Source organism: Parabacteroides sp. PM6-13 (genome assembly GCF_029892605.1).
GTDB lineage: Bacteria > Bacteroidota > Bacteroidia > Bacteroidales > Tannerellaceae > QVMG01.
Genome location: NZ_JARXWF010000013.1, coordinates 41,418 through 59,469 on the forward strand (window position 1 = coordinate 41,418; position 18,052 = coordinate 59,469).

15 protein-coding genes and 1 pseudogene are annotated in these 18,052 nt (G+C 46.2%); 2 read left to right on the plus strand and 14 right to left on the minus strand.

All coding sequences use genetic code 11. The features are described from left to right. Positions 1 to 32: 32 nt before the first annotated feature. Both M2134_RS12510 and M2134_RS12515 read left to right on the plus strand, forming a co-directional pair. Positions 33 to 392, plus strand: a complete 360-nt coding sequence (locus M2134_RS12510) for a BlaI/MecI/CopY family transcriptional regulator (RefSeq protein WP_280751653.1) — start codon at positions 33 to 35, stop codon at positions 390 to 392. A 12-nt stretch (positions 393 to 404) separates the two neighbouring features. Beyond that, complete coding sequence (locus M2134_RS12515) at positions 405 to 2,078, plus strand: M56 family metallopeptidase (RefSeq protein WP_280751654.1); 1,674 nt, start codon at positions 405 to 407, stop codon at positions 2,076 to 2,078. A 127-nt stretch (positions 2,079 to 2,205) separates the two neighbouring features. On the opposite strand, the gene M2134_RS12520 is transcribed toward M2134_RS12515, so the two are convergent. From M2134_RS12520 to M2134_RS12585, 14 genes and pseudogenes are all read right to left on the minus strand, one after another. Then, positions 2,206 to 4,530, minus strand: coding sequence for a UvrD-helicase domain-containing protein (locus M2134_RS12520; RefSeq protein WP_280751655.1), 2,325 nt, complete (start codon positions 4,528 to 4,530; stop codon positions 2,206 to 2,208). Positions 4,531 to 4,575: 45 nt separating this feature from the next. Beyond that, the gene (locus M2134_RS12525) at positions 4,576 to 5,049 is read right to left on the minus strand and encodes an NAD(P)H-dependent oxidoreductase subunit E (protein ID WP_280751701.1); all 474 of its coding nucleotides are present in this window, start codon (positions 5,047 to 5,049) and stop codon (positions 4,576 to 4,578) included. 6 nt (positions 5,050 to 5,055) lie between these two features. Beyond that, a pseudogene (locus M2134_RS12530) lies at positions 5,056 to 6,804 on the minus strand (NADH-dependent [FeFe] hydrogenase, group A6); the annotation flags it as partial. Positions 6,805 to 6,812: 8 nt separating this feature from the next. Continuing rightward, positions 6,813 to 8,606, minus strand: a complete 1,794-nt coding sequence (locus M2134_RS12535; RefSeq protein ID WP_280751656.1) for an NADH-quinone oxidoreductase subunit NuoF — start codon at positions 8,604 to 8,606, stop codon at positions 6,813 to 6,815. A gap of 29 nt (positions 8,607 to 8,635) precedes the next feature. Next, the gene (locus tag M2134_RS12540) at positions 8,636 to 9,034 is read right to left on the minus strand and encodes a (2Fe-2S) ferredoxin domain-containing protein (RefSeq protein WP_280751657.1); all 399 of its coding nucleotides are present in this window, start codon (positions 9,032 to 9,034) and stop codon (positions 8,636 to 8,638) included. Positions 9,035 to 9,215: 181 nt separating this feature from the next. Further along, positions 9,216 to 10,103 (minus strand): serine acetyltransferase, encoded by an 888-nt coding sequence (locus M2134_RS12545; RefSeq protein ID WP_280751658.1) that lies wholly within the window; start codon positions 10,101 to 10,103, stop codon positions 9,216 to 9,218. Between the two features lie 5 nt (positions 10,104 to 10,108). Next, positions 10,109 to 12,337: a hypothetical protein gene (locus M2134_RS12550; RefSeq protein ID WP_280751659.1), complete on the minus strand. Its 2,229-nt coding sequence runs from the start codon at positions 12,335 to 12,337 to the stop codon at positions 10,109 to 10,111. Positions 12,338 to 12,349: 12 nt separating this feature from the next. Continuing rightward, complete coding sequence (locus M2134_RS12555) at positions 12,350 to 13,294, minus strand: hypothetical protein (protein WP_280751660.1); 945 nt, start codon at positions 13,292 to 13,294, stop codon at positions 12,350 to 12,352. Between the two features lie 6 nt (positions 13,295 to 13,300). Next, the gene (locus M2134_RS12560; RefSeq protein ID WP_280751661.1) at positions 13,301 to 15,151 is read right to left on the minus strand and encodes a serine/threonine-protein kinase; all 1,851 of its coding nucleotides are present in this window, start codon (positions 15,149 to 15,151) and stop codon (positions 13,301 to 13,303) included. 43 nt (positions 15,152 to 15,194) lie between these two features. Continuing rightward, the gene (locus M2134_RS12565) at positions 15,195 to 16,001 is read right to left on the minus strand and encodes a protein phosphatase 2C domain-containing protein (protein WP_280751662.1); all 807 of its coding nucleotides are present in this window, start codon (positions 15,999 to 16,001) and stop codon (positions 15,195 to 15,197) included. 14 nt (positions 16,002 to 16,015) lie between these two features. Beyond that, positions 16,016 to 16,531 carry an FHA domain-containing protein gene (locus M2134_RS12570; protein ID WP_280751663.1) on the minus strand — a complete coding sequence of 172 codons (516 nt, stop codon included), beginning with the start codon at positions 16,529 to 16,531 and terminating at the stop codon, positions 16,016 to 16,018. Beyond that, a complete protein-coding gene (locus tag M2134_RS12575) occupies positions 16,528 to 16,767 on the minus strand; it encodes a hypothetical protein (RefSeq protein ID WP_280751664.1) in 240 nt (79 codons plus the stop codon). Before M2134_RS12575 ends, M2134_RS12570 begins: the two co-directional genes overlap by 4 nt. Before the next feature lie 203 nt (positions 16,768 to 16,970). After that, positions 16,971 to 17,621, minus strand: coding sequence for an FHA domain-containing protein (locus tag M2134_RS12580; RefSeq protein WP_348525044.1), 651 nt, complete (start codon positions 17,619 to 17,621; stop codon positions 16,971 to 16,973). Further along, the gene (locus M2134_RS12585; RefSeq protein ID WP_280751666.1) at positions 17,618 to 17,992 is read right to left on the minus strand and encodes a LytTR family DNA-binding domain-containing protein; all 375 of its coding nucleotides are present in this window, start codon (positions 17,990 to 17,992) and stop codon (positions 17,618 to 17,620) included. Before M2134_RS12585 ends, M2134_RS12580 begins: the two co-directional genes overlap by 4 nt. Between the last annotated feature and the right edge of the window lie 60 nt (positions 17,993 to 18,052).

An 18,052-nucleotide genomic window follows, 5' to 3' on the forward strand; every position in this document is an offset into this window, starting at 1 on the left:
AAATAATACGAAACAGTAGTAATTTGATGATTATGGAACGATTAACGATGCAGGAAGAAGAGATTATGCTTCATATATGGAAGCTTGGGCCTTGTTTTATACGGGATATACTGAATGAGATGGAAGAGCCTCGACCACCTTATACGAGTGTGGCGTCTGTTGTGCGCAACCTGGAACGCAAAGGTTATGTTTCGGCAGAGAAATTGGGGGTGATAACCCGGTATGCGCCTATTATCAAGGAAAAGCAATATAAGCGTGTCTTTATGTCGAAGGTGGTAAGCGATTATTTCACCGGTTCCTATAAAGAGATGGTTTCGTTTTTTATACGCGACCGAAAACTCTCACGGAATGATCTGCAGGATCTAATGAATCAAATTGAAAACGAAGAATAAATACCACCGATTATGAGTGCAGCTTGGATATACTTTCTGAAAATAAACCTGGCATTCGCTGTTTTCTACCTGGTTTATAAGCTATTATTCCGCAATGACACCTTCTTTCAGTTACGGCGGATCACGCTTTTAGCCATTCTATTACTGGCGTTTATCTATCCGTTTCCTGATCTGAACGGTTGGATTTCGGAAAAGCCGGCATTGAATGAGTTCGTAGTCACCTACTCCTCCTGGCTGGATACGCCGCAACCGATCGATGAAATAGCTTATGTCTCTACCTTGGAAGCGAATGAAGAGGTCGCGGCAACCAATTGGAAGGAAACAGGGAGGATGATTCTTCTTATTATATATGTAATAGGTGTTGTGCTTTTGGTGTTCCGCTGCCTGGCGGAGATCCTATCCGTTGTCCGCACGCGTAGACGTTGCCGGCAAGAGGTGTTGGCGGACATCAGGGTTCATATTTCAGAGGAGATCGAAGAGCCCTATTCTTTTTTTGATTGGATATTTATTGATCCCAAGAAATACAATAATCAGACACTGCGTGAAATACTTTTGCACGAACATACCCATGTGCGTCAATTCCATTCGTTCGATATCGTTTTAGCGGAATGTATATCGGTCATCTGTTGGTTCAATCCCTTCGTATGGCTCTTAAAGAAAGAGATTGGGATAAACCATGAATATATTGCAGACCAAAGCGTTATGCTTTCTGGGTGCAATAAGAAAAACTACCAATATCACCTGATTGGCATGGAGCACGATCATCCTTTGGCTGCAGCAAACCTATATAATTATTTTAGTGTTTTACCTTTAAAAAAGCGAATTAGTATGTTGAATAAAAAAAGAACAAACCGTGTTAGGACATTGAAATACCTGGCACTTATTCCCATTGTTGCCGGGCTGTTGATCGTCAGCAACCTGGATGCCATGGCCCGAATGGTCACAGGTGAATCTACAGAACCTGTGATGACAGAAGAAATCGTGGCAGCAACCTCTCTCCCTATCCAGCAACAGGAGGATCCTATTTTGACCATGGCTGATATAATGCCAAAGTTTCCCGGAGGTGACAAAGAGCTGTTGAAGTTCCTCAATAACACAATTAGTTATCCGCAGATTGCGCATGAAAATGACATTGAGGGACGTGTGGTGATTAGTTTTGTGGTTGAAAAAGATGGCTCCATTACTAATCCGGAAGCGGTAAAAAGTGTAGATCCTTCTTTGGATGAGGAAGCTATGCGTGTTATTATGCTTTCTCCTAAATGGACACCGGGGCAAGATAAAGGAAAAGCGGTGCGGGTAAAGTACACGATACCTATACAATTCAGTTTAGGTAAAAAGACAGATTCGGGTCTTAATACTCCTTCGCCTAAGAGCGATGCTTTGCGGGTGGCGGAAAAAATGCCTCAATATCCCGGTGGCGAGCAGGCGTTGTTGAAGTATCTGACAGACAATGTGAAATATCCGCAGATAGCGAAAGATAATGGTATTAAAGGGCGGGTAGTCGTCTCTTTTATTGTGGAGGAAGACGGAAGCGTTTCCAGTGTGGAGATATTGAAGAGTGTGGATCCGTCTCTTGATAAAGAAGCTATGCGCGTAGTTGGAACCTTTCCAAAATGGACACCGGCACTAAGCGAAGGCAAGCCTGTTCGGGTGAGATATGCTTTGCCAGTGCAGTTTAGTTTATAAAATGGGGAAAAGTCATTGAGGTCTTTAAGGTCATTAAAGACCTTAAAGACTTTAAAGACTTTGAGGATGATCTTAATGCTTTAAGACTTTAAAGACCTTAAAGACCTTAAAGACTTTAATGACTCTATCAATCAAGAATAGTCAACCGAGCAAATTTCAAAAGCAGGTTTTTCTGTCCCGCATGGGTAAACTGGACGGTTGCCTTCGCATTGTTCCCCTCTCCTTCAAGGGCTGACACAACACCTTCCCCAAAGCGTTCGTGCTGAACACGGGTACCAACCTGCAAACCACCAATAGAAACTGGCGAGGGTGTTGGTGCGGCTTCCGCAGCCGACGGCTTGGAGGCCACTTTGCGGAAACGTGTGGGAGGCTCAACAAGTGCCACTTCCTCTTTGGGTTGCGGTTGCCGGAAGAGTGACTGGAAGGCTGGCTTTTGGTAGCGGCTGCGCTCGGTAGCGAAGTCCTCTTCGGTTGTCGTTGTTGTCTCTTCCGGAAATTCCAGGTAGGCTTTATCGATATCACGCAGGAAACGGCTGGGCGAACACACATTGGTTTTGCCATTGCGGAAACGGCTTTTAGCAAAAGACAATACACAGTTCTCCTCCGCCCGGGTGATAGCGACATAAAACAGACGGCGTTCTTCTTCAATCGCCCGGGGGCTGTCTTTCGACATCTGGGATGGGAAAAGGTCTTCTTCCAGCCCGACAACGAATACATTCTTAAACTCCAATCCTTTGGCCGCATGAACAGTCATCAGGGTTACTTTATCGTTGTTCTCTTCTTTTTCATTGTCCTGATCGGTCAACAGAGCGACCTCCGAAAGGAAATCCGCCAGGGTGACACGTTCGATTCCCTCTTCCCGTCGAACCTGCACGAATTCGACGATACCATTCAATAATTCGTCTATATTCTCCTTTTTACTGGTTCCTTCAACCGATTGATCGGTTAGGTAGAGCGCGTATATGCCGCTTTTCTTAACAATATGGGCGGCTGTCTCTTCGGCGGTATTCTCCAGGCTGAAATTGATAAAGGAGAGAAGCATATCGCGGAAGGCATTCAGCTTCGTGGCCGTACCTTTATTGATCGAGATACCATATTCCAAAGGCTCACGAAGTACCGACCAAAGGCTTACATTATGTTGTGAAGCGGCAGCCGTTAGTTTGCCAACAGTCGTATCCCCTATCCCACGTGCCGGGAAATTGATTACGCGTTTCAAAGCCTCCTCGTCGTGCGGGTTTACGATCAAGCGGAAGTAAGAAATCACATCTTTGATCTCTTTACGCTGATAAAAAGATAAACCGCCATAGATCTTGTAAGGAATGCCGCGTTTGCGAAAGGCCTCTTCCAGAATACGCGACTGAGCATTCGTGCGGTAGAGCAGGGCAAAATCAGCGTAATCATACTCCTTATTCCGTTTCATTTCAGCCAATCGGGCCGCCACGGCGTATGCCTCTTCGTAATCGGAATAGGTTGAAAAGGCGAATACCTTCTCTCCATGTTCTTTCTCTGAATAAATTGTTTTGGGAATTTGCTTTTGATTCTTATTTATCAAGCTGTTAGCCGCGTTAACAATGTTCTGTGTCGAACGGTAATTGCGCTCCAGTTTGAATGTTTTACAATCGGGGTATACCTGCTTCAGTTGCAAGATGTTATCGATATTTGCCCCGCGGAAAGAATAAATACTCTGGGCATCATCGCCAACAACCGTCAGATGTCCATGGTGTTCGCTCAGGCGTTGCACAATCAGGTGCTGGGCAAAATTGGTATCCTGGTACTCATCGACCAGGATATACTGAAAGAAACCGCGGTATTTCGCCAATACATCGGGGTGATCACGGAAGAGAATGTTGGTTTGCAACAACAGATCATCGAAATCCATGGCACCGGCTTGCTGACAACGCAGCTGGTAACGCTTATATATCTCGCGAATAAGTGGCACCTTCCCTTTCGTATCGATATCGATCAGTTCCCGGTTTTGCTCATACGCGCGCCAGGTGATCAACGCATTCTTGGCATTGGAGATACGACTCTGCACCATACCGGGGCGATAGGTTTTATCGTCCAGTTGCATCTCCTTGATGATTGCTTTGAGTAGACTCTTGGAGTCGGTGGCGTCGTAGATGGTGAATTGGGCGGGATAGCCGATATATTGCGCTTCGGAGCGCAGTATACGCGAGAAGATCGAGTGGAAAGTGCCCATCCAGAGGCGGCGAGCCGTCTGTTCGCCTACAACGGAAGCGATTCGTTCTTTCATCTCACGAGCCGCTTTGTTGGTAAAGGTCAATGCCAGGATGGCATAAGGAGGCACCCCTTTCTTCAACAGATAGGCTATTTTATAGGTGAGGACCCGGGTCTTCCCGGATCCTGCACCTGCTATTACCAACGATGTTCCTTCGGTATATGTGACAGCTGCACGCTGACTTTCATTCAGTTGATTCAGATATTCTTCCACTTTGCTTTTCGTTCAAAAAACAAAGGTAGTAAGAAACAGATTAAATCATCCCTCTTTCTCGTAATAATCGCTCAGGATATCTTTCACCTTTTCAGGCGTCACCCGTCCGTACACCTGGTCGCCGATCATGGCTACCGGCGCCAGTCCACAGGCACCTACGCAGCGCAGGCAATCGATGGAGAACAAACCATCCTGTGTGGTTTCGCCCACCTTGATGTCCAACTGGCGTTCAAACTCATCCAATACCTTTTCCGCTCCGCGTACATAACAGGCCGTACCCATACAGATCGAGATCGGGTATTTCCCTTTCGGTGTCATCGTAAAGAAGGAATAGAACGACACTACGCCGTAGACTTTCGACACGGGGATATTCAATTCCGCAGCAATCACCTCCTGTACCTCTTGCGGAATATAACCAAACTTGCCCTGTGCGGCATGCAGTACGTTGATCAGTTCGCCCGGGTCATTGTTGAATCGCGCGCATATCTCTTTCAACTCTTGCGCCTTTCCATTCGGCAACTTCGGACGGCGATCGTAATAATGCGTATGCAACAATTTATGCGAAAGCGGTCCGCAGGGTTCGCCCAGGTATTCTTTGTAGAGGGAGATGATATAGGGATTCTCATGACTTTTGCGTCGTGCCTTGTCGGCATCTTCTTTATACAAAGCGGATGCCCGGCGTTTGATCACATTGATATCGCCATGGTGGAAAGGTTGTCCTCCGCCATTGATACATCCACCCGGACAAGCCATGATTTCAATAGCATGATACGGAGAGGTTCCGTTCTTCACCTCTTCGATCATGGCTCGGGCATTACCCAATCCATTGGCGATTCCCACCTTGACCGGCACGCCATCGAAATCGATTGTCGCGCTTTTGATACCATTCAGGCCACGCAGACATTCAAAATTAACATCACCTAATGTTTTCTTGGTATGCACCTCGTAGGCTGTACGGCAGGCTGCTTCCATCACACCACCGGTCGTTCCGAATATAACCGAAGCACCGGTCGATTCGCCGAGTGGCTGATCGAAGTCGCTATCCGGCAGGTTGCGGAAGTCAATATTGGCATAACGGATCAGGCGTGCCAACTCACGAGTGTAGATCGATACATCCACATCGGGATTTCCATCGACAGCAAACTCCGGACGGCTGGCTTCGTATTTCTTAGCCAGACATGGCATGATGGAGACAACCACCAGGTCTTCCCGTTTGATGCCCAGCTTCTCGGCAAAATAGGTCTTGGCGATGGCGCCAAACATTTGCTGCGGACTCTTGGCAGTCGACAGGTGATCGCTCAATTCCGGATAGTTCTTTTCTACAAAATTAACCCATCCCGGACAGCAACTGGTCATCAAAGGTATCTTCACCTCTTTGTCCCCGTTTAGATAACCACCCAGGCGGCCTAACAATTCCGTTCCCTCTTCCATTATGGTCAGGTCGGCAGCGAAATCGGTATCGAACACATAGTCGAAACCAAGCTGACGCAAGGCCGCTACCATTTTGCCGGTCACCAAGGTTCCCGGAAGGAATCCGAAGTCATTTCCCAATGCCGTACGAACGGCAGGCGCTGTTTGCACGATCACTGTTTTCGTCGGATCAGCCAGCATATCGAGTACATACTGCGTATGGCTGCGTCCGCTCAAGGCGCCTACCGGGCATACTGCCACGCATTGTCCGCAATAGGTACAACTGCTGTCGGCTATGTTGCGGTCGAAAGGCGTTTGTACCAGTGATTCAAAACCACGGTCGACAGCCGACAAGGTGCCGACAGTCTGGATGGAGTTACACATCGTTTCACAGCGACGGCACATGATACATTTGCTCATATCGCGTACAATCGACTCCGAACGGTCTTTGCGATGGCTTATGCGATGGCCGGAGAAGCGCGATTCACGCATGTGCAGGTCGTAGGCAACCTTCTGCAGTTCGCAATTCTCATTCTTGCTGCATATCAAACAATCCGACGGGTGATTCGAGAGAATCAGCTCCATCACTGTCTTACGGGCGTTGATCACACGGGGGCTATAGGTTTGCACCACCATACCTTCCATGCAGGTGGTCTTACAGGCAGGCGCCAGGTTGCGGCGTCCTTCTACTTCCACGACGCATATACGGCAGGCGCCCGGTTCGTTTTTATATTCAAACTCATGCAGATTCAAATGGCAGAGTGTGGGAATACGTATCCCTATCTTTTTCGCTGCGTCCAGGAGGGTGGCTCCTTTTTCTACTTCAACAGCTTTATTGTCTATCGTTAATTTAATTGTTTCCATGGTATTGTTTAGATGATATAGATGGCGTCGAACTTACATTTCTCAATACAAGAGCCACAGCGGATACACTCTAAGGTGTCGATCACATGCGGTATCTTACGCTCTCCCGTAATGCAATGCACCGGGCAGATACGGGCGCAGACAGTACATCCACGGCATTTCTCCGCATTTATATAATAATGGATCAATTTGCGGCATTGGTGCGAAGGACATTTTTTGTCCACCACATGCGCCAGGTATTCGTCACGGAAATGCTCCATGGTCGACAAGACCGGATTGGGCGATGTTTGCCCCAGCCCGCAAAGAGCGGTGTCTTTGATTACATTCCCTAAGTTTTTCAATAGTTCTAAATCCTCTACCTCTCCTTTTCCGATCGTGATACGGTGCAAGATCTCCTGTAGGCGTTTGTTTCCAACGCGACAAGGAGTACATTTCCCGCAGGATTCCTCTACGGTAAAGTCCAGATAGAATTTCGAAACAGCCACCATACAGTCGTCTTCATCCATCACAATCATACCACCCGACCCCATCATAGAGCCGGCAGCCAACAGGTTGTCATAGTCGATAGGCAGATCCAGGTGCTTTTCCGTCAGACAGCCTCCCGAAGGACCTCCCGTCTGTACGGCTTTGAACTTCTTTCCGTCTTTGATGCCGCCTCCGATACCGAAGATTACTTCGCGGAGCGTTGTGCCCATCGGCACTTCGATCAGGCCGACATTGTTGACCTTTCCGGCCAGGGCAAACACCTTGGTACCCTTGCTGCGCTCCGTTCCGATGCTGCTGAACCATTTGGCACCTTTTTGCAGAATTACAGGAATGTTGGCATAGGTCTCCACATTATTTACATTGGTCGGTTGCCCTTTGTAGCCCTGTTCGCTGGGGAAGGGAGGTTTGCTGGTTGCTTCGCCCCGCTGTCCTTCCATACTATGGATCAATGCCGTCTCTTCACCACACACAAAGGCGCCGGCACCATAACGAATCTCGATCGAGAACGAAAAGTCGGTTCCGAAGATATTGTCTCCCAAAAGCCCGTATTCCGTTGCCTGTTTGATAGCGATTTTCAGGCGTTCTACTGCCAGCGGATATTCGGCACGGATGTAGATCAAGCCCTTATCAGCACCCGTACAATACCCATTGATAGCCATTGCCTCCAATATAGAATGAGGGTCGCCTTCGAGGATTGAACGGTCCATGAAGGCACCCGGGTCGCCTTCGTCGGCATTGCAGACCACGTATTTCTGGTCGGCAACCACCTTACGGGTGATTTCCCACTTCATGCCGGTAGGGAATCCGCCTCCTCCCCGACCCCGCAAGCCACTGTCTTTAATCTCCTGGATCACCTCTTCGGGCGTCATTTCCGTCAAGGCTTTGCCTAAGGATACATATCCGTCGCGGGCAATGTATTCGTCGATGTTTTCCGGGTTGATGAAACCACAGTTACGCAAAGCAATGCGGTATTGCTTTTTGTAAAAATCCATGTGTTTAGAGTCGGAAATATGCTCTTTGGTTTCCGGATTCGTGTATAACAGTCGGGCTACTTTGCGCCCTTTAACCAAATGTTCGCGAACGATCTCATCGGCATCTGAAGGATACACCTGTACATAAAAAGTGTTGTCGGGAACCATTTTAACAATCGGTCCCTGTTCGCAAAAGCCGAAACAGCCTGTGCGAAGCACTTGTACTTTTTCCTGCAATCCCTGCTGCAGGATAGCCGATTTCAGCGAATTGATCAGTTGTTCGCTTTGAGATGCACGGCAACCGGTACCTCCACATACCAGTATGTAATCTGTGAATGTCGTCATATGTGTTTTCTATTAGTAAGGATTTTTGTTTACTCCGGATTCACCGCGTTGTATGTGATCGGCATAATACCGTCGACCAGTATGCCCTGCTGGATATACTGATTGATCAGTTCGTCGACTTTCTCTTCCGTAAGATATCCGAACACCAACGGTTCTTTGCCGGGCAGGATAATCTCAGCCGTTGGTTCGGCATAGCAATAGCCCATGCAGCCGGTTTGGGTCACCAGTGCGTCAATCTGACGCTTATTGAGTGTTTGTACAAAATAATTCATAATCTCTTTAGCCCCGGAGGCAATGCCGCAGGTGGCCATAGAAATTTTGATCTGAATCATCTGCTCCGGATGGTTGCTCTTTTCGCGAAGATCAATGTCGGCTTTGAAAGCCTCCCGCATTTTGCGCAGGTCATCTAAGGTCTTAATTTTATTCATGGCGTACTTTAACTAAGGTTAATAACTGATTTATGTTTGCGTTTTTCTACACAAACATACAAATTTCTTTCATAGAATAAGCATGATTCAGAGGGAAATAGCAGACGAAAATGTGATTTTGACAAAATGAAAGTAAAACGCCTATTTCGCTTTACAATATGATATGTTAAAAAAAGAAATACTATTTATCCTCTACGATACGGGATTGAAGTACTTTGGAATAGGGAGGAACGTCGTGTGTCAGCCAGATATTTCCGCCGATAACGGAGCCTTTGCCGATGGTGATGCGTCCCAGAACAGAGGTGTTGGAATAGATGATCACATCGTCTTCTATAATCGGATGACGGGGAATATCAACTGGTAACCCCTCTTCGTCGAGGCGGAAGCTTTTGGCACCTAAAGTAACCCCTTGGTAAAGACGTACATGGTTGCCAATAATAGCCGTGCCTCCGATCACAACGCCTGTGCCGTGGTCGATGCTGAAGTATTCGCCTATCTCTGCTCCCGGGTGGATGTCGATGCCGGTTTTGGAGTGTGCCATTTCCGTGATGATACGGGGAATAACAGGCACCCCCAGTTTCAAGAGTTGATGGGCCGCACGTTGATGCAGGATCGCTACGATGGAGGGATAGGAAAAGATCACCTCACTGGCGCTGGTGGCTGCCGGGTCTCCGTCCAGCATGGCTTTTACATCGGTCGACAACAACGCTTTGATCTCAGGGATTCTGTTGATGAAAGAAATAGCTATCTCGGAGGCTCTTTGTTTTGAATCACAACAAGCCTCGGACTCGAAACAAAGTCCTCGGTAGATCTGTTCCAACAAAAGATCATATAGCTGTTCGAGATAAACCCCCATATAGTAACGGATCGTGTCGGGTTGTGCCTCTTTGGTCGTACCAAAAAAACCGGGGAAAACCACCAAACGTAACAGATGCATCACCTCTTCCAGGCAAGCGATCGATGGTGACGGCTTTTGATGTAATGGGATATAACGATATTCCGGCAGGTCAGCCGCTGCCAGTTTATCGCTGTTTTCCAGTATTTGTTGGAGGATATGATTCTTGTCCATGGTGTTTATCTATCCCATGCCGGGTCGTAGCAAATGGTGGTTCGGTTTGAACCAAAGCCTATGTACATTCTCTTGCCATCGGAGAATACACAATGAATATCGCGATGCGTTTCCGGCACCCGTGAATTGGCTGTACTCCAGGTCTTCGCTATGGTGTCAAATATCCGGATATATCCTTCGCTGTCGATCATATAAATAGAAGAACCGATGGCCACCCCGGCTTTCGCCGCGTAATCTCCCGGCATAGGCTCCTGCTCTTCCCAGTTGAATACTTCGCTGTCGTTCACCGCTTTTCTGGTTGACCATAACCTATTGCTGAAATCGGGATTCATACCTATGGAGGTCAAACCTAATCCGGCATAGATATAGTCGCCAACAGCAAAGGCGTAGCCGCTATACTGTGCTTCAGGGAAATCAGCCTCCTGTACCCATCGTGGGGTTTGTATCACACGTTGTTTCCACACATCGGCAACAATCGAGTCACCCGACGCAGTCCTTTGCACACCACCAATCATAATCATATCAATCAGGTAACAGGCAAAAGAGCCATACATAGGCGTAGGGCTTACATCTTCGGCGAGTATCCAGTTGTTTTTAATAAAAACATTAAAATAATGGTCGCTTGTCGGTTGTCGATGGGTGTTAAAGCCTCCCCAAACATGAATACCATCTTTATTGCTGGCTATGGCCATCATACTCCTTTTCGCGGGGAGATGGCTTGTGTTTTCCTGCCAGGTAAGATAATATTCACTATCTCTATTCATATCGAATTTCCAGAACTGATTGGTTTGATCTCCGTAGGAGTTCTTATCACCTCCTACGAGATACCCCACTCTTCGTTCGGCCAACGTCAGGTAAGCTCCTGAATTAGGGACTTGTATCTCTCCACTAAAATAGCCTGTCGGCAACGTCGCGAAGATTTCCACCGTAGTAAACGTTTCATTGTCGCCATAAGAAAGATATCCTTCACTATTCAAGGCAAAGGCTCTTACATGGTAAGTGGTTCCGGGAAGGAAATCGGTTATATACGTAGTGAACGACGTGCTGGTTCCCCACAAATCAATTCTTACATCATCATCTATCGTCGGGTTTTCATTCGTTGACCATACGATACCTGCTTCAACGATAGTGGCCGGTTGCCCCTCTTCTTTTATTCCCGGAGCAGCAACCGATCCGCCAAGGGTTACCGTCCCGTCTCCAACAATAGGAGTAGCCGTCACCACCGTTGGTTTCTCACTCAATAAAGTGAACGAGACAACTTCCGAGCTATAAACAAGCGTATCCGCATTACTCACAAAGGCTTTCACATAGTAGGGACGTTGTTGTTCGACGTTGGAAATCCGTCCGGTAAAGAGACCCACACCGGCATCACACAGGATCGTATCCGTTCCGGCTGCCCCGATTTCAAGGTTTCTCGACAATCCATAGCAGAATCCTCTGAGCGTGACGTCTGTATCTCCCGGGTTAGTAACCTCGGCACTGAATTCCGCGTAGGTAGTCGTAACATGATCTATGGTCAGATTGCCCACGACAGGAAGTCCGTCGGTCGTTTTTACTTCTATCTCTTTTCCGACAGAGGTGCCGAACTTATTTTTTACATAAGCTTGCACATAATAGGTAGTAAGCGCCTCCAGTTCTGTGATGGTACAAGTATATGAATCCGTATCCATGGTGCTTGCCAGGGAGTCTTTCTCGGTACCCGCTTCGGTGAGCGACGCTTTAGCGTAATAGACACCTCGTTCCAGGATTTCACCCTCGCCTTTGTCGGTGATTTCACCCCCTATCTCTATTGAGGTCGATTTAACATCCAGTGCTTCCAGCGTTATCACACTGGCCAGGCCTTCGATCGTAGTAAACGAGAGGGTGCTACCATACCCATAATTGATACTATTCTTCGCATACGCCTGAACAATATATTTAGTGCTGTCCTCCAAAGAGGTGATTTTGAAAGAGAAAGATTCGTTTGTTCCATCCGTAACCGCCTGGGTCTGTTTCTCTTCCGGAGTCTCTTCTTTATACCAGACAAAGCCTCTTTCGGTCACTTGGGTTCCATTTTCTTTGTCCACTTTACCAAATACCGTTACTTCCGTTGCTTTTATTCCTTCTACCTTTTCGGTGGTAACAACCGGTTCTTTTGCGCCTATCAGGTTGCCGGGCATGCGGGGGTCTTCAGCGCATCCGACAAAGAAGAGTGAGGCTAAAGCGATATATATAAGCGAAATATTCCTTTTCATTGTTATCTATTTTTAGAAAAACAGGCCGATACCGGCATTCAAATCGACATAATCAAAGTTTACTGTATGACCTCCGACGCTGACGTAAACATAATTAAATCTCAGCGTGAGATCTAATTCTCCTACGGCTCCTTTGCTGGAATAGGTTTGATTATTACACCAGATAAACTCTTTCGCACCCGACGTATTATCCGTCATCGTGAATGGCGACAACAGATTTCTTTCTCCATAGCCCACTCCGACAGAAGCATATAACCAATCCGTGAATTTATAAATAAAACCGGCCGTACCTGCAAAGGAGGTTTTCTTATTCGACATATCTAATGCCTGATAGGTCTTATTGTTATCTGGATCAACAATCGCGCTGGCGTCATTTTCCAGCTTACAGGCATAGTCCGTAGTTCTGAATGAGAGATCGGATCTCACACGGACATACCAACCAGCCTTTTCCTGTAGACCGCCGAAGGTCAAACCTACCGGCATCTCTGTTGAATAGGTATAACCGGCAAAAAAAGACATCGGTTCTTTCGGTTTTTTGGCAATCAGATTGTTTGCGTAAATCGCATAGGGATTTGTCAGTTCTTCGTATTTGTTTTGCCAATGTTCGGCTATGGTATCGCTGTTTGGGGTAGCAATTCCTTTCGCGTGATAGACCACTAACAATTTAATGGCTGTCGTGTCGTTAAGCTCAGCTTTATCATTCAAGCATTTCAGGCAACGTGTCATCAGGTTACGCATAGAAGGACGCATATTTTCGTCTTCCAACCAGATATCAGTCAGTTTTTCGATGCTGTATATATCACAATAGCCAATGCCTTCCCCATACCACATACGGGCACTGGTATAATCTTTTTGCTGTAAAGCTTCATCTCCTTTTTGATTGTACGTTGCATGTTGTTGCGCATTCAAACAGAATGCAGACAAAGCAAATACCATCATAATCCAAATTCTATTCATAATTTCTTATAAGATTACGCCTTCGCGAACCAATTTACCATTTTCGTCATATATATCATAAAGCATATCTTCCCGTTGAAAAGCTCTGCCTTCTTCATGCCAGTCGGCTACAAGGTATTTGCACGGTATAATCTCCATACCCGCGTTGTTGATGGCGCCAATTTTACCGGTTGATATTTTCTTTACGACTGTCAGCTCACCATGTCCAATGGTCATCATCGTCTTATACTGTGCCTTCTTTTCTTCAATATCTTTCTCTTCCGCCTTTTTGCTGGCCTCTTTGATTTGATCCAGTAGGTTATCATCGAGCGATAGCTTATACGCTTCGGTGTAGTCGTCTTCTGCTCCTTTGAAATCCGACTGAAGCATCTTTTTATTAGCTGATGCAATCAATGCGGAAATTGTTGCATTCAGTTCTTCTTTTGAAGGAAGCAGGGAGGCTGATTCTTCCGTTGTTGTCGGTGTGCCCGGCTGTTCGATAGGCTCCGACACAATCTTTTCCTGATCTCTTTGAGGCTCATTTACAGGTGCTTTTTCTTCGTTATCTCCTGTTTGTGAAGTCGTTTGGGGTGATCCGGAGGTATTCTCCGGTGTAGAAACGGGGGTGTTTTCTGTTTCTTCCGCCGGGGCAGGATTCTCAATCTCCGTGGTTTGTTCTGTCGTAGACGGACTATCGTTTCCCATCGTCGTTTGCGGTCCCTTTTGGATATAGAGCGTATAGATTACAGCAGAAGCAACAAGAGCGATAACAGCAAAAACAGCAGTCATTATCACCTTTCTTTTCTTGCCCTTTGGCTTTTTGATCTCTTCCTGGGGGGTATTCAGAATCGTTTGATCCGCGGTGTCTCCTATTCGCTGTTCCGGGGTGTTGGTTGGAAAAAGAAGTGTCGTATCTCCTCCTTTACCGATGTTTGTTCCAGTTGTCCTCGTCGCGTCGGTCGGGCTGCATGCTTCCTCTGAGGGTTTATCTAAGACACTCATCATCTCCCGCACCGTCTGGTATCGGTCTGTCGGCACAATCTCCATGGCTTTCAGAATAACACCTTCTGTCTTTGCGGAGATGGCTTTGTTGATCACCGTTGGCTTCGTCATGGGGCGCGTAGCCCGAAGAATCGACTCGACCGGGATCTTGCCGGTCAACAGGTTATAGAGTGACGCCCCTAAGGAATAGATATCCGGATAGGGTGAAAACACCTGGGTTCCTTCGTTGTCATATTGTTCAATAGAGGCAAAACCTTTGGAGAGCGTGAGCATGGTGGTGCTGGTCTCCTGCTGCTCGGTATCGTATCGTTTGCTTACACCGAAGTCGATCAACCTGGCATTGTCTCTCTGGTCAATCAGAATATTACTGGGCTTGATGTCCAGGTGGAGGATGTTTTTGTCATGTACAAACTGAAGTGCTTCGCCTATCTGGTGGATGTAACGGAGCACTCTGTTTTCAGACATAACACCATCCCGCTCCATCATCTCTTTCAATGATAATCCCGAGATAAACTCCATGACAATATAGGCCGTATTGTTTTCTTCAAACACTTCCAATACATTCACAATATGCGGATGATGTACGTCCGAAAGTATACGCGCCTCTTTTATAAGCTTTTCCTTGAATTTATGGAAGAGATTGTTCCCGGTCTCTGAATGAACTTTTACCTCATTGGTTTCGGTGTCACGATAGCAATAGTCTTTAAAGAAATACTCTTTGATAGCGATAGGCACTTCGGTGTCTACCGTACCCAGCGAGCCCTTTACTTCTGTGTTCCAGACTCCTTTATAGGTAATGCCAAAGCCCCCCTGTCCCACCACGTGAGTAAGACGGTATTTTCCATTTTGTAGTAGGTGCCCGTAGGGTAAATTCATAATTACTTTGGCAATGCTTATTTATTTGCCAAAAGTACATTAATTATACAAAAGAATAAAATAAAGAAAGAAGATTTTGCTTTAATCCTGCATTATCATGCACTTGTTGAACGGGAATGATGTAAAATGAAAAGTTATCCCGTGTGCGTCCATTGCAATATTCCACAATGGAATCTTTAATGGCATCCGCTGCCGAGGTCTTTTTGAAAATGTCAGATAGTTTGTCGTCGGACAGATTTTCCAATACACCGTCCGTACACATGAGAAAGGCATCTCCTTCCTGGATGTCCTGGCATAGGGCAACATCTACTTCCGTGGGGCGTGTCGTGCTCTGGATGGCGCGAAGAATTACATTTCTTTGTGGGTGCACCGTTGCCTCTTGCGGAGTGATTTTCCCCAATTGAACAAGTGAGTTTACTAATGAATGATCTTCTGTCCGGTACTTGATCTCTCCGTGGCGGAAGTGATAGATGCGGCTATCTCCAACATGGGCAATGGTTACTCCTTTGGAGCCAATATACAACAAGGTTAATGTGGTAGCCATTCCTTTGGCCTCGGGGTGCTCTTCGGTATAATCGTCAAAGCGTGCTTCCGTATACTGAATAGCTTTCTGGATAAATTCTTTGGTGGGATCCCCTCCCTCCAGGAAGGTGGAAAAGTAGGATTGAATGGATTCACATGCCAACGCGCTGGCTACTTCACCTTTGTCTGCTCCTCCTACTCCGTCGCAGACGATAAACAAGCGTTGGTTGATGGTAACTGTTTCCGGTTGCGGATAAAGCGAATCCTCATTGTTCAACCGGCCACCCTTCTCACTAATAGCGCATGGCTTTCCAATCGTTATATTCATAACAGGCACGAGATTTAATCGTTGAAGCGAAGTACCGTACGGCCAATAATGATCTCATCATTATCTTTAAGTACAATAACTTCTCCTTTTTCTAAGAAACTGCTATTATATAACGTTTGATTTTTACTATTATTATCTGAAAGGTAATGTTTATATCCTCCTTTTGCCTCTTTTCTTACTTCGATGCGAATATGCTCCCGACTCATAGAGCGGTCGTTGGTCACAATGCTGATTGTCGCGTTCGAAGCAGATGAGCTGCGGCCTATAACGCTAACGCCTTCATACAGAGGGAATTTCTGCTCCTGTGTGTTCTCGTCGGCTAAGACCGTTATTTGCCCAAGCGTTGATTTGGATGTTTGTAAGAGGGTGGTGTCTGACGAAGAATCATCAGTCGTATTTCTTTCTCGTAACAGAGAAATGGGTATCGATTTTTTGCACTTCGGGCATTTGAAAGACAAAATGCCCGGAGGCAGTTTTCCTTCATCAACCTTTAACCCTACGTGGCAATGTGGACATCGGATGGAGATCATAGTACAATAATGTCAGAGCTGTCAATAATTAAGTCGTCGGATGATAAGTCAAGCATATCGGCCTCCGACAGCATAACCGTCTCGTCCGACAATGTAAAGAAGCCATAGTTCTCATCGGTGTTTTCATCCACAACGACTGCTTCGATTACATCATCGTTTTCTACTATAATAACAGCGTCCTCCGTTAAGGCGTCATCACTGTCTATAGTCACGAATGTATATTCCTCTTCTTGCATACTACACTTTAATAAGACATAAAATACAAAGCAAATGTATTGAAAGCTGAGCGCAATCAAGCTTGCTTGATATTGCCGAAGCGCATCTTACATTATACAAATGTACGAAAAGTGTTAGATTAGCAAACAGATAACAATCTCTTATAATCAAAGACTTGGGTTTATTGTACGAAAGTATCTCTTTCATATGACGAAAACCCTTTTTATTCGTTAATCCATTTGGCCTTGCACGAAGAGACGGGGCATTGCTTTCTGTTTCGTAGCGATTCCCAGGGTATTTCGCCCAGGAACGTGCCGCATTTCGGGCAGACATAATCAATTTTGAACTGATTCGCGATGTGTTGCAGTTGTCGTGGCACTTTAGCCGATTGTTTGGCGCCAAGAAAAATGCCTATTGTCGGTGCGCAAACCATCACAATGAAACTGATTACCATCAACAAAGGGCTACCTTTCTCAAGAAAGCTTAGGGTCACCCCAACCACCCCGAGTAGTGCGAATGGAATAGATTGTAACAGTCTTGTTTTGAACTGGTTCGATGATTGTATCTTAACTTTTGATTCAATATAACGATCATATATTCCCTTCAACAAAGCGAACTCTTCGCTGTAGTCATTATGCTGATTAAGGATATCGGAAAGAGAGCAGACATGTTCTCCGAACCGGATTTCATCCTTTGTATTCACCCGCTTGCGAGCCACCTGCTGGTCGTTCACATAGGTGCCGTTTGTGGAGTTCAGGTCAATAAGCAACCATACCCCATCCTCTTGTTTTTCAAGCTGGGCATGATGGCGACTCACGTGTGGGTCGTCTACAATGTACTGGTTGTCGCTTTCCTTGCCTATTTTAATCATTATGCTTCCGTTTTACCCATCTCCTTTTCCAGCGATTCTTTCAATGCTTTCAGGGGATCCTTGGAGATATTCAATTCACGAGGCTTTCCTTCGTTGGATAGCAAGATCAAGCGCTGCTTGGGCAGGTGAATTTGTAAGATATGGTTCTTATTAATAATATGGCTCTTACCTACACGCATCAGAATCTTTTTGCTGCCTTCCACCTGGCGTTCCAGCATCTCTTCTATCTTGCCGATGTTGATAGCAAAAGTAAATTGAATCCCACTGGTAAGCAAAAGTTTAGTATAATTGCGATCCGCCTCGAAATAAAGTATTTGACCAATTCTGATACGCAATAATTCATCTCGCGTCTTGATAATTAAATATCGCTCCATGCTTTGATTTTATCTTATACAAATAACAAAAATACAGCTTTTTCCGCAAACGGCAAAAGA

Excerpts from the sequence above, each read along its gene's own strand:
- M2134_RS12510 (WP_280751653.1), top strand. The coding sequence starts at position 33 with ATGGAACGATTAACGATGCAGGAAGAAGAGATTATGCTTCATATATGG.
- M2134_RS12515 (WP_280751654.1), top strand. The coding sequence starts at position 405 with ATGAGTGCAGCTTGGATATACTTTCTGAAAATAAACCTGGCATTCGCT.
- M2134_RS12535 (WP_280751656.1), bottom strand. The coding sequence starts at position 8,606 with ATGACGACATTCACAGATTACATACTGGTATGTGGAGGTACCGGTTGC.
- M2134_RS12540 (WP_280751657.1), bottom strand. The coding sequence starts at position 9,034 with ATGAATAAAATTAAGACCTTAGATGACCTGCGCAAAATGCGGGAGGCT.
- M2134_RS12545 (WP_280751658.1), bottom strand. The coding sequence starts at position 10,103 with ATGGACAAGAATCATATCCTCCAACAAATACTGGAAAACAGCGATAAA.
- M2134_RS12550 (WP_280751659.1), bottom strand. The coding sequence starts at position 12,337 with ATGAAAAGGAATATTTCGCTTATATATATCGCTTTAGCCTCACTCTTC.
- M2134_RS12555 (WP_280751660.1), bottom strand. The coding sequence starts at position 13,294 with ATGAATAGAATTTGGATTATGATGGTATTTGCTTTGTCTGCATTCTGT.
- M2134_RS12560 (WP_280751661.1), bottom strand. The coding sequence starts at position 15,151 with ATGAATTTACCCTACGGGCACCTACTACAAAATGGAAAATACCGTCTT.
- M2134_RS12565 (WP_280751662.1), bottom strand. The coding sequence starts at position 16,001 with ATGAATATAACGATTGGAAAGCCATGCGCTATTAGTGAGAAGGGTGGC.
- M2134_RS12570 (WP_280751663.1), bottom strand. The coding sequence starts at position 16,531 with ATGATCTCCATCCGATGTCCACATTGCCACGTAGGGTTAAAGGTTGAT.
- M2134_RS12575 (WP_280751664.1), bottom strand. The coding sequence starts at position 16,767 with ATGCAAGAAGAGGAATATACATTCGTGACTATAGACAGTGATGACGCC.
- M2134_RS12585 (WP_280751666.1), bottom strand. The coding sequence starts at position 17,992 with ATGGAGCGATATTTAATTATCAAGACGCGAGATGAATTATTGCGTATC.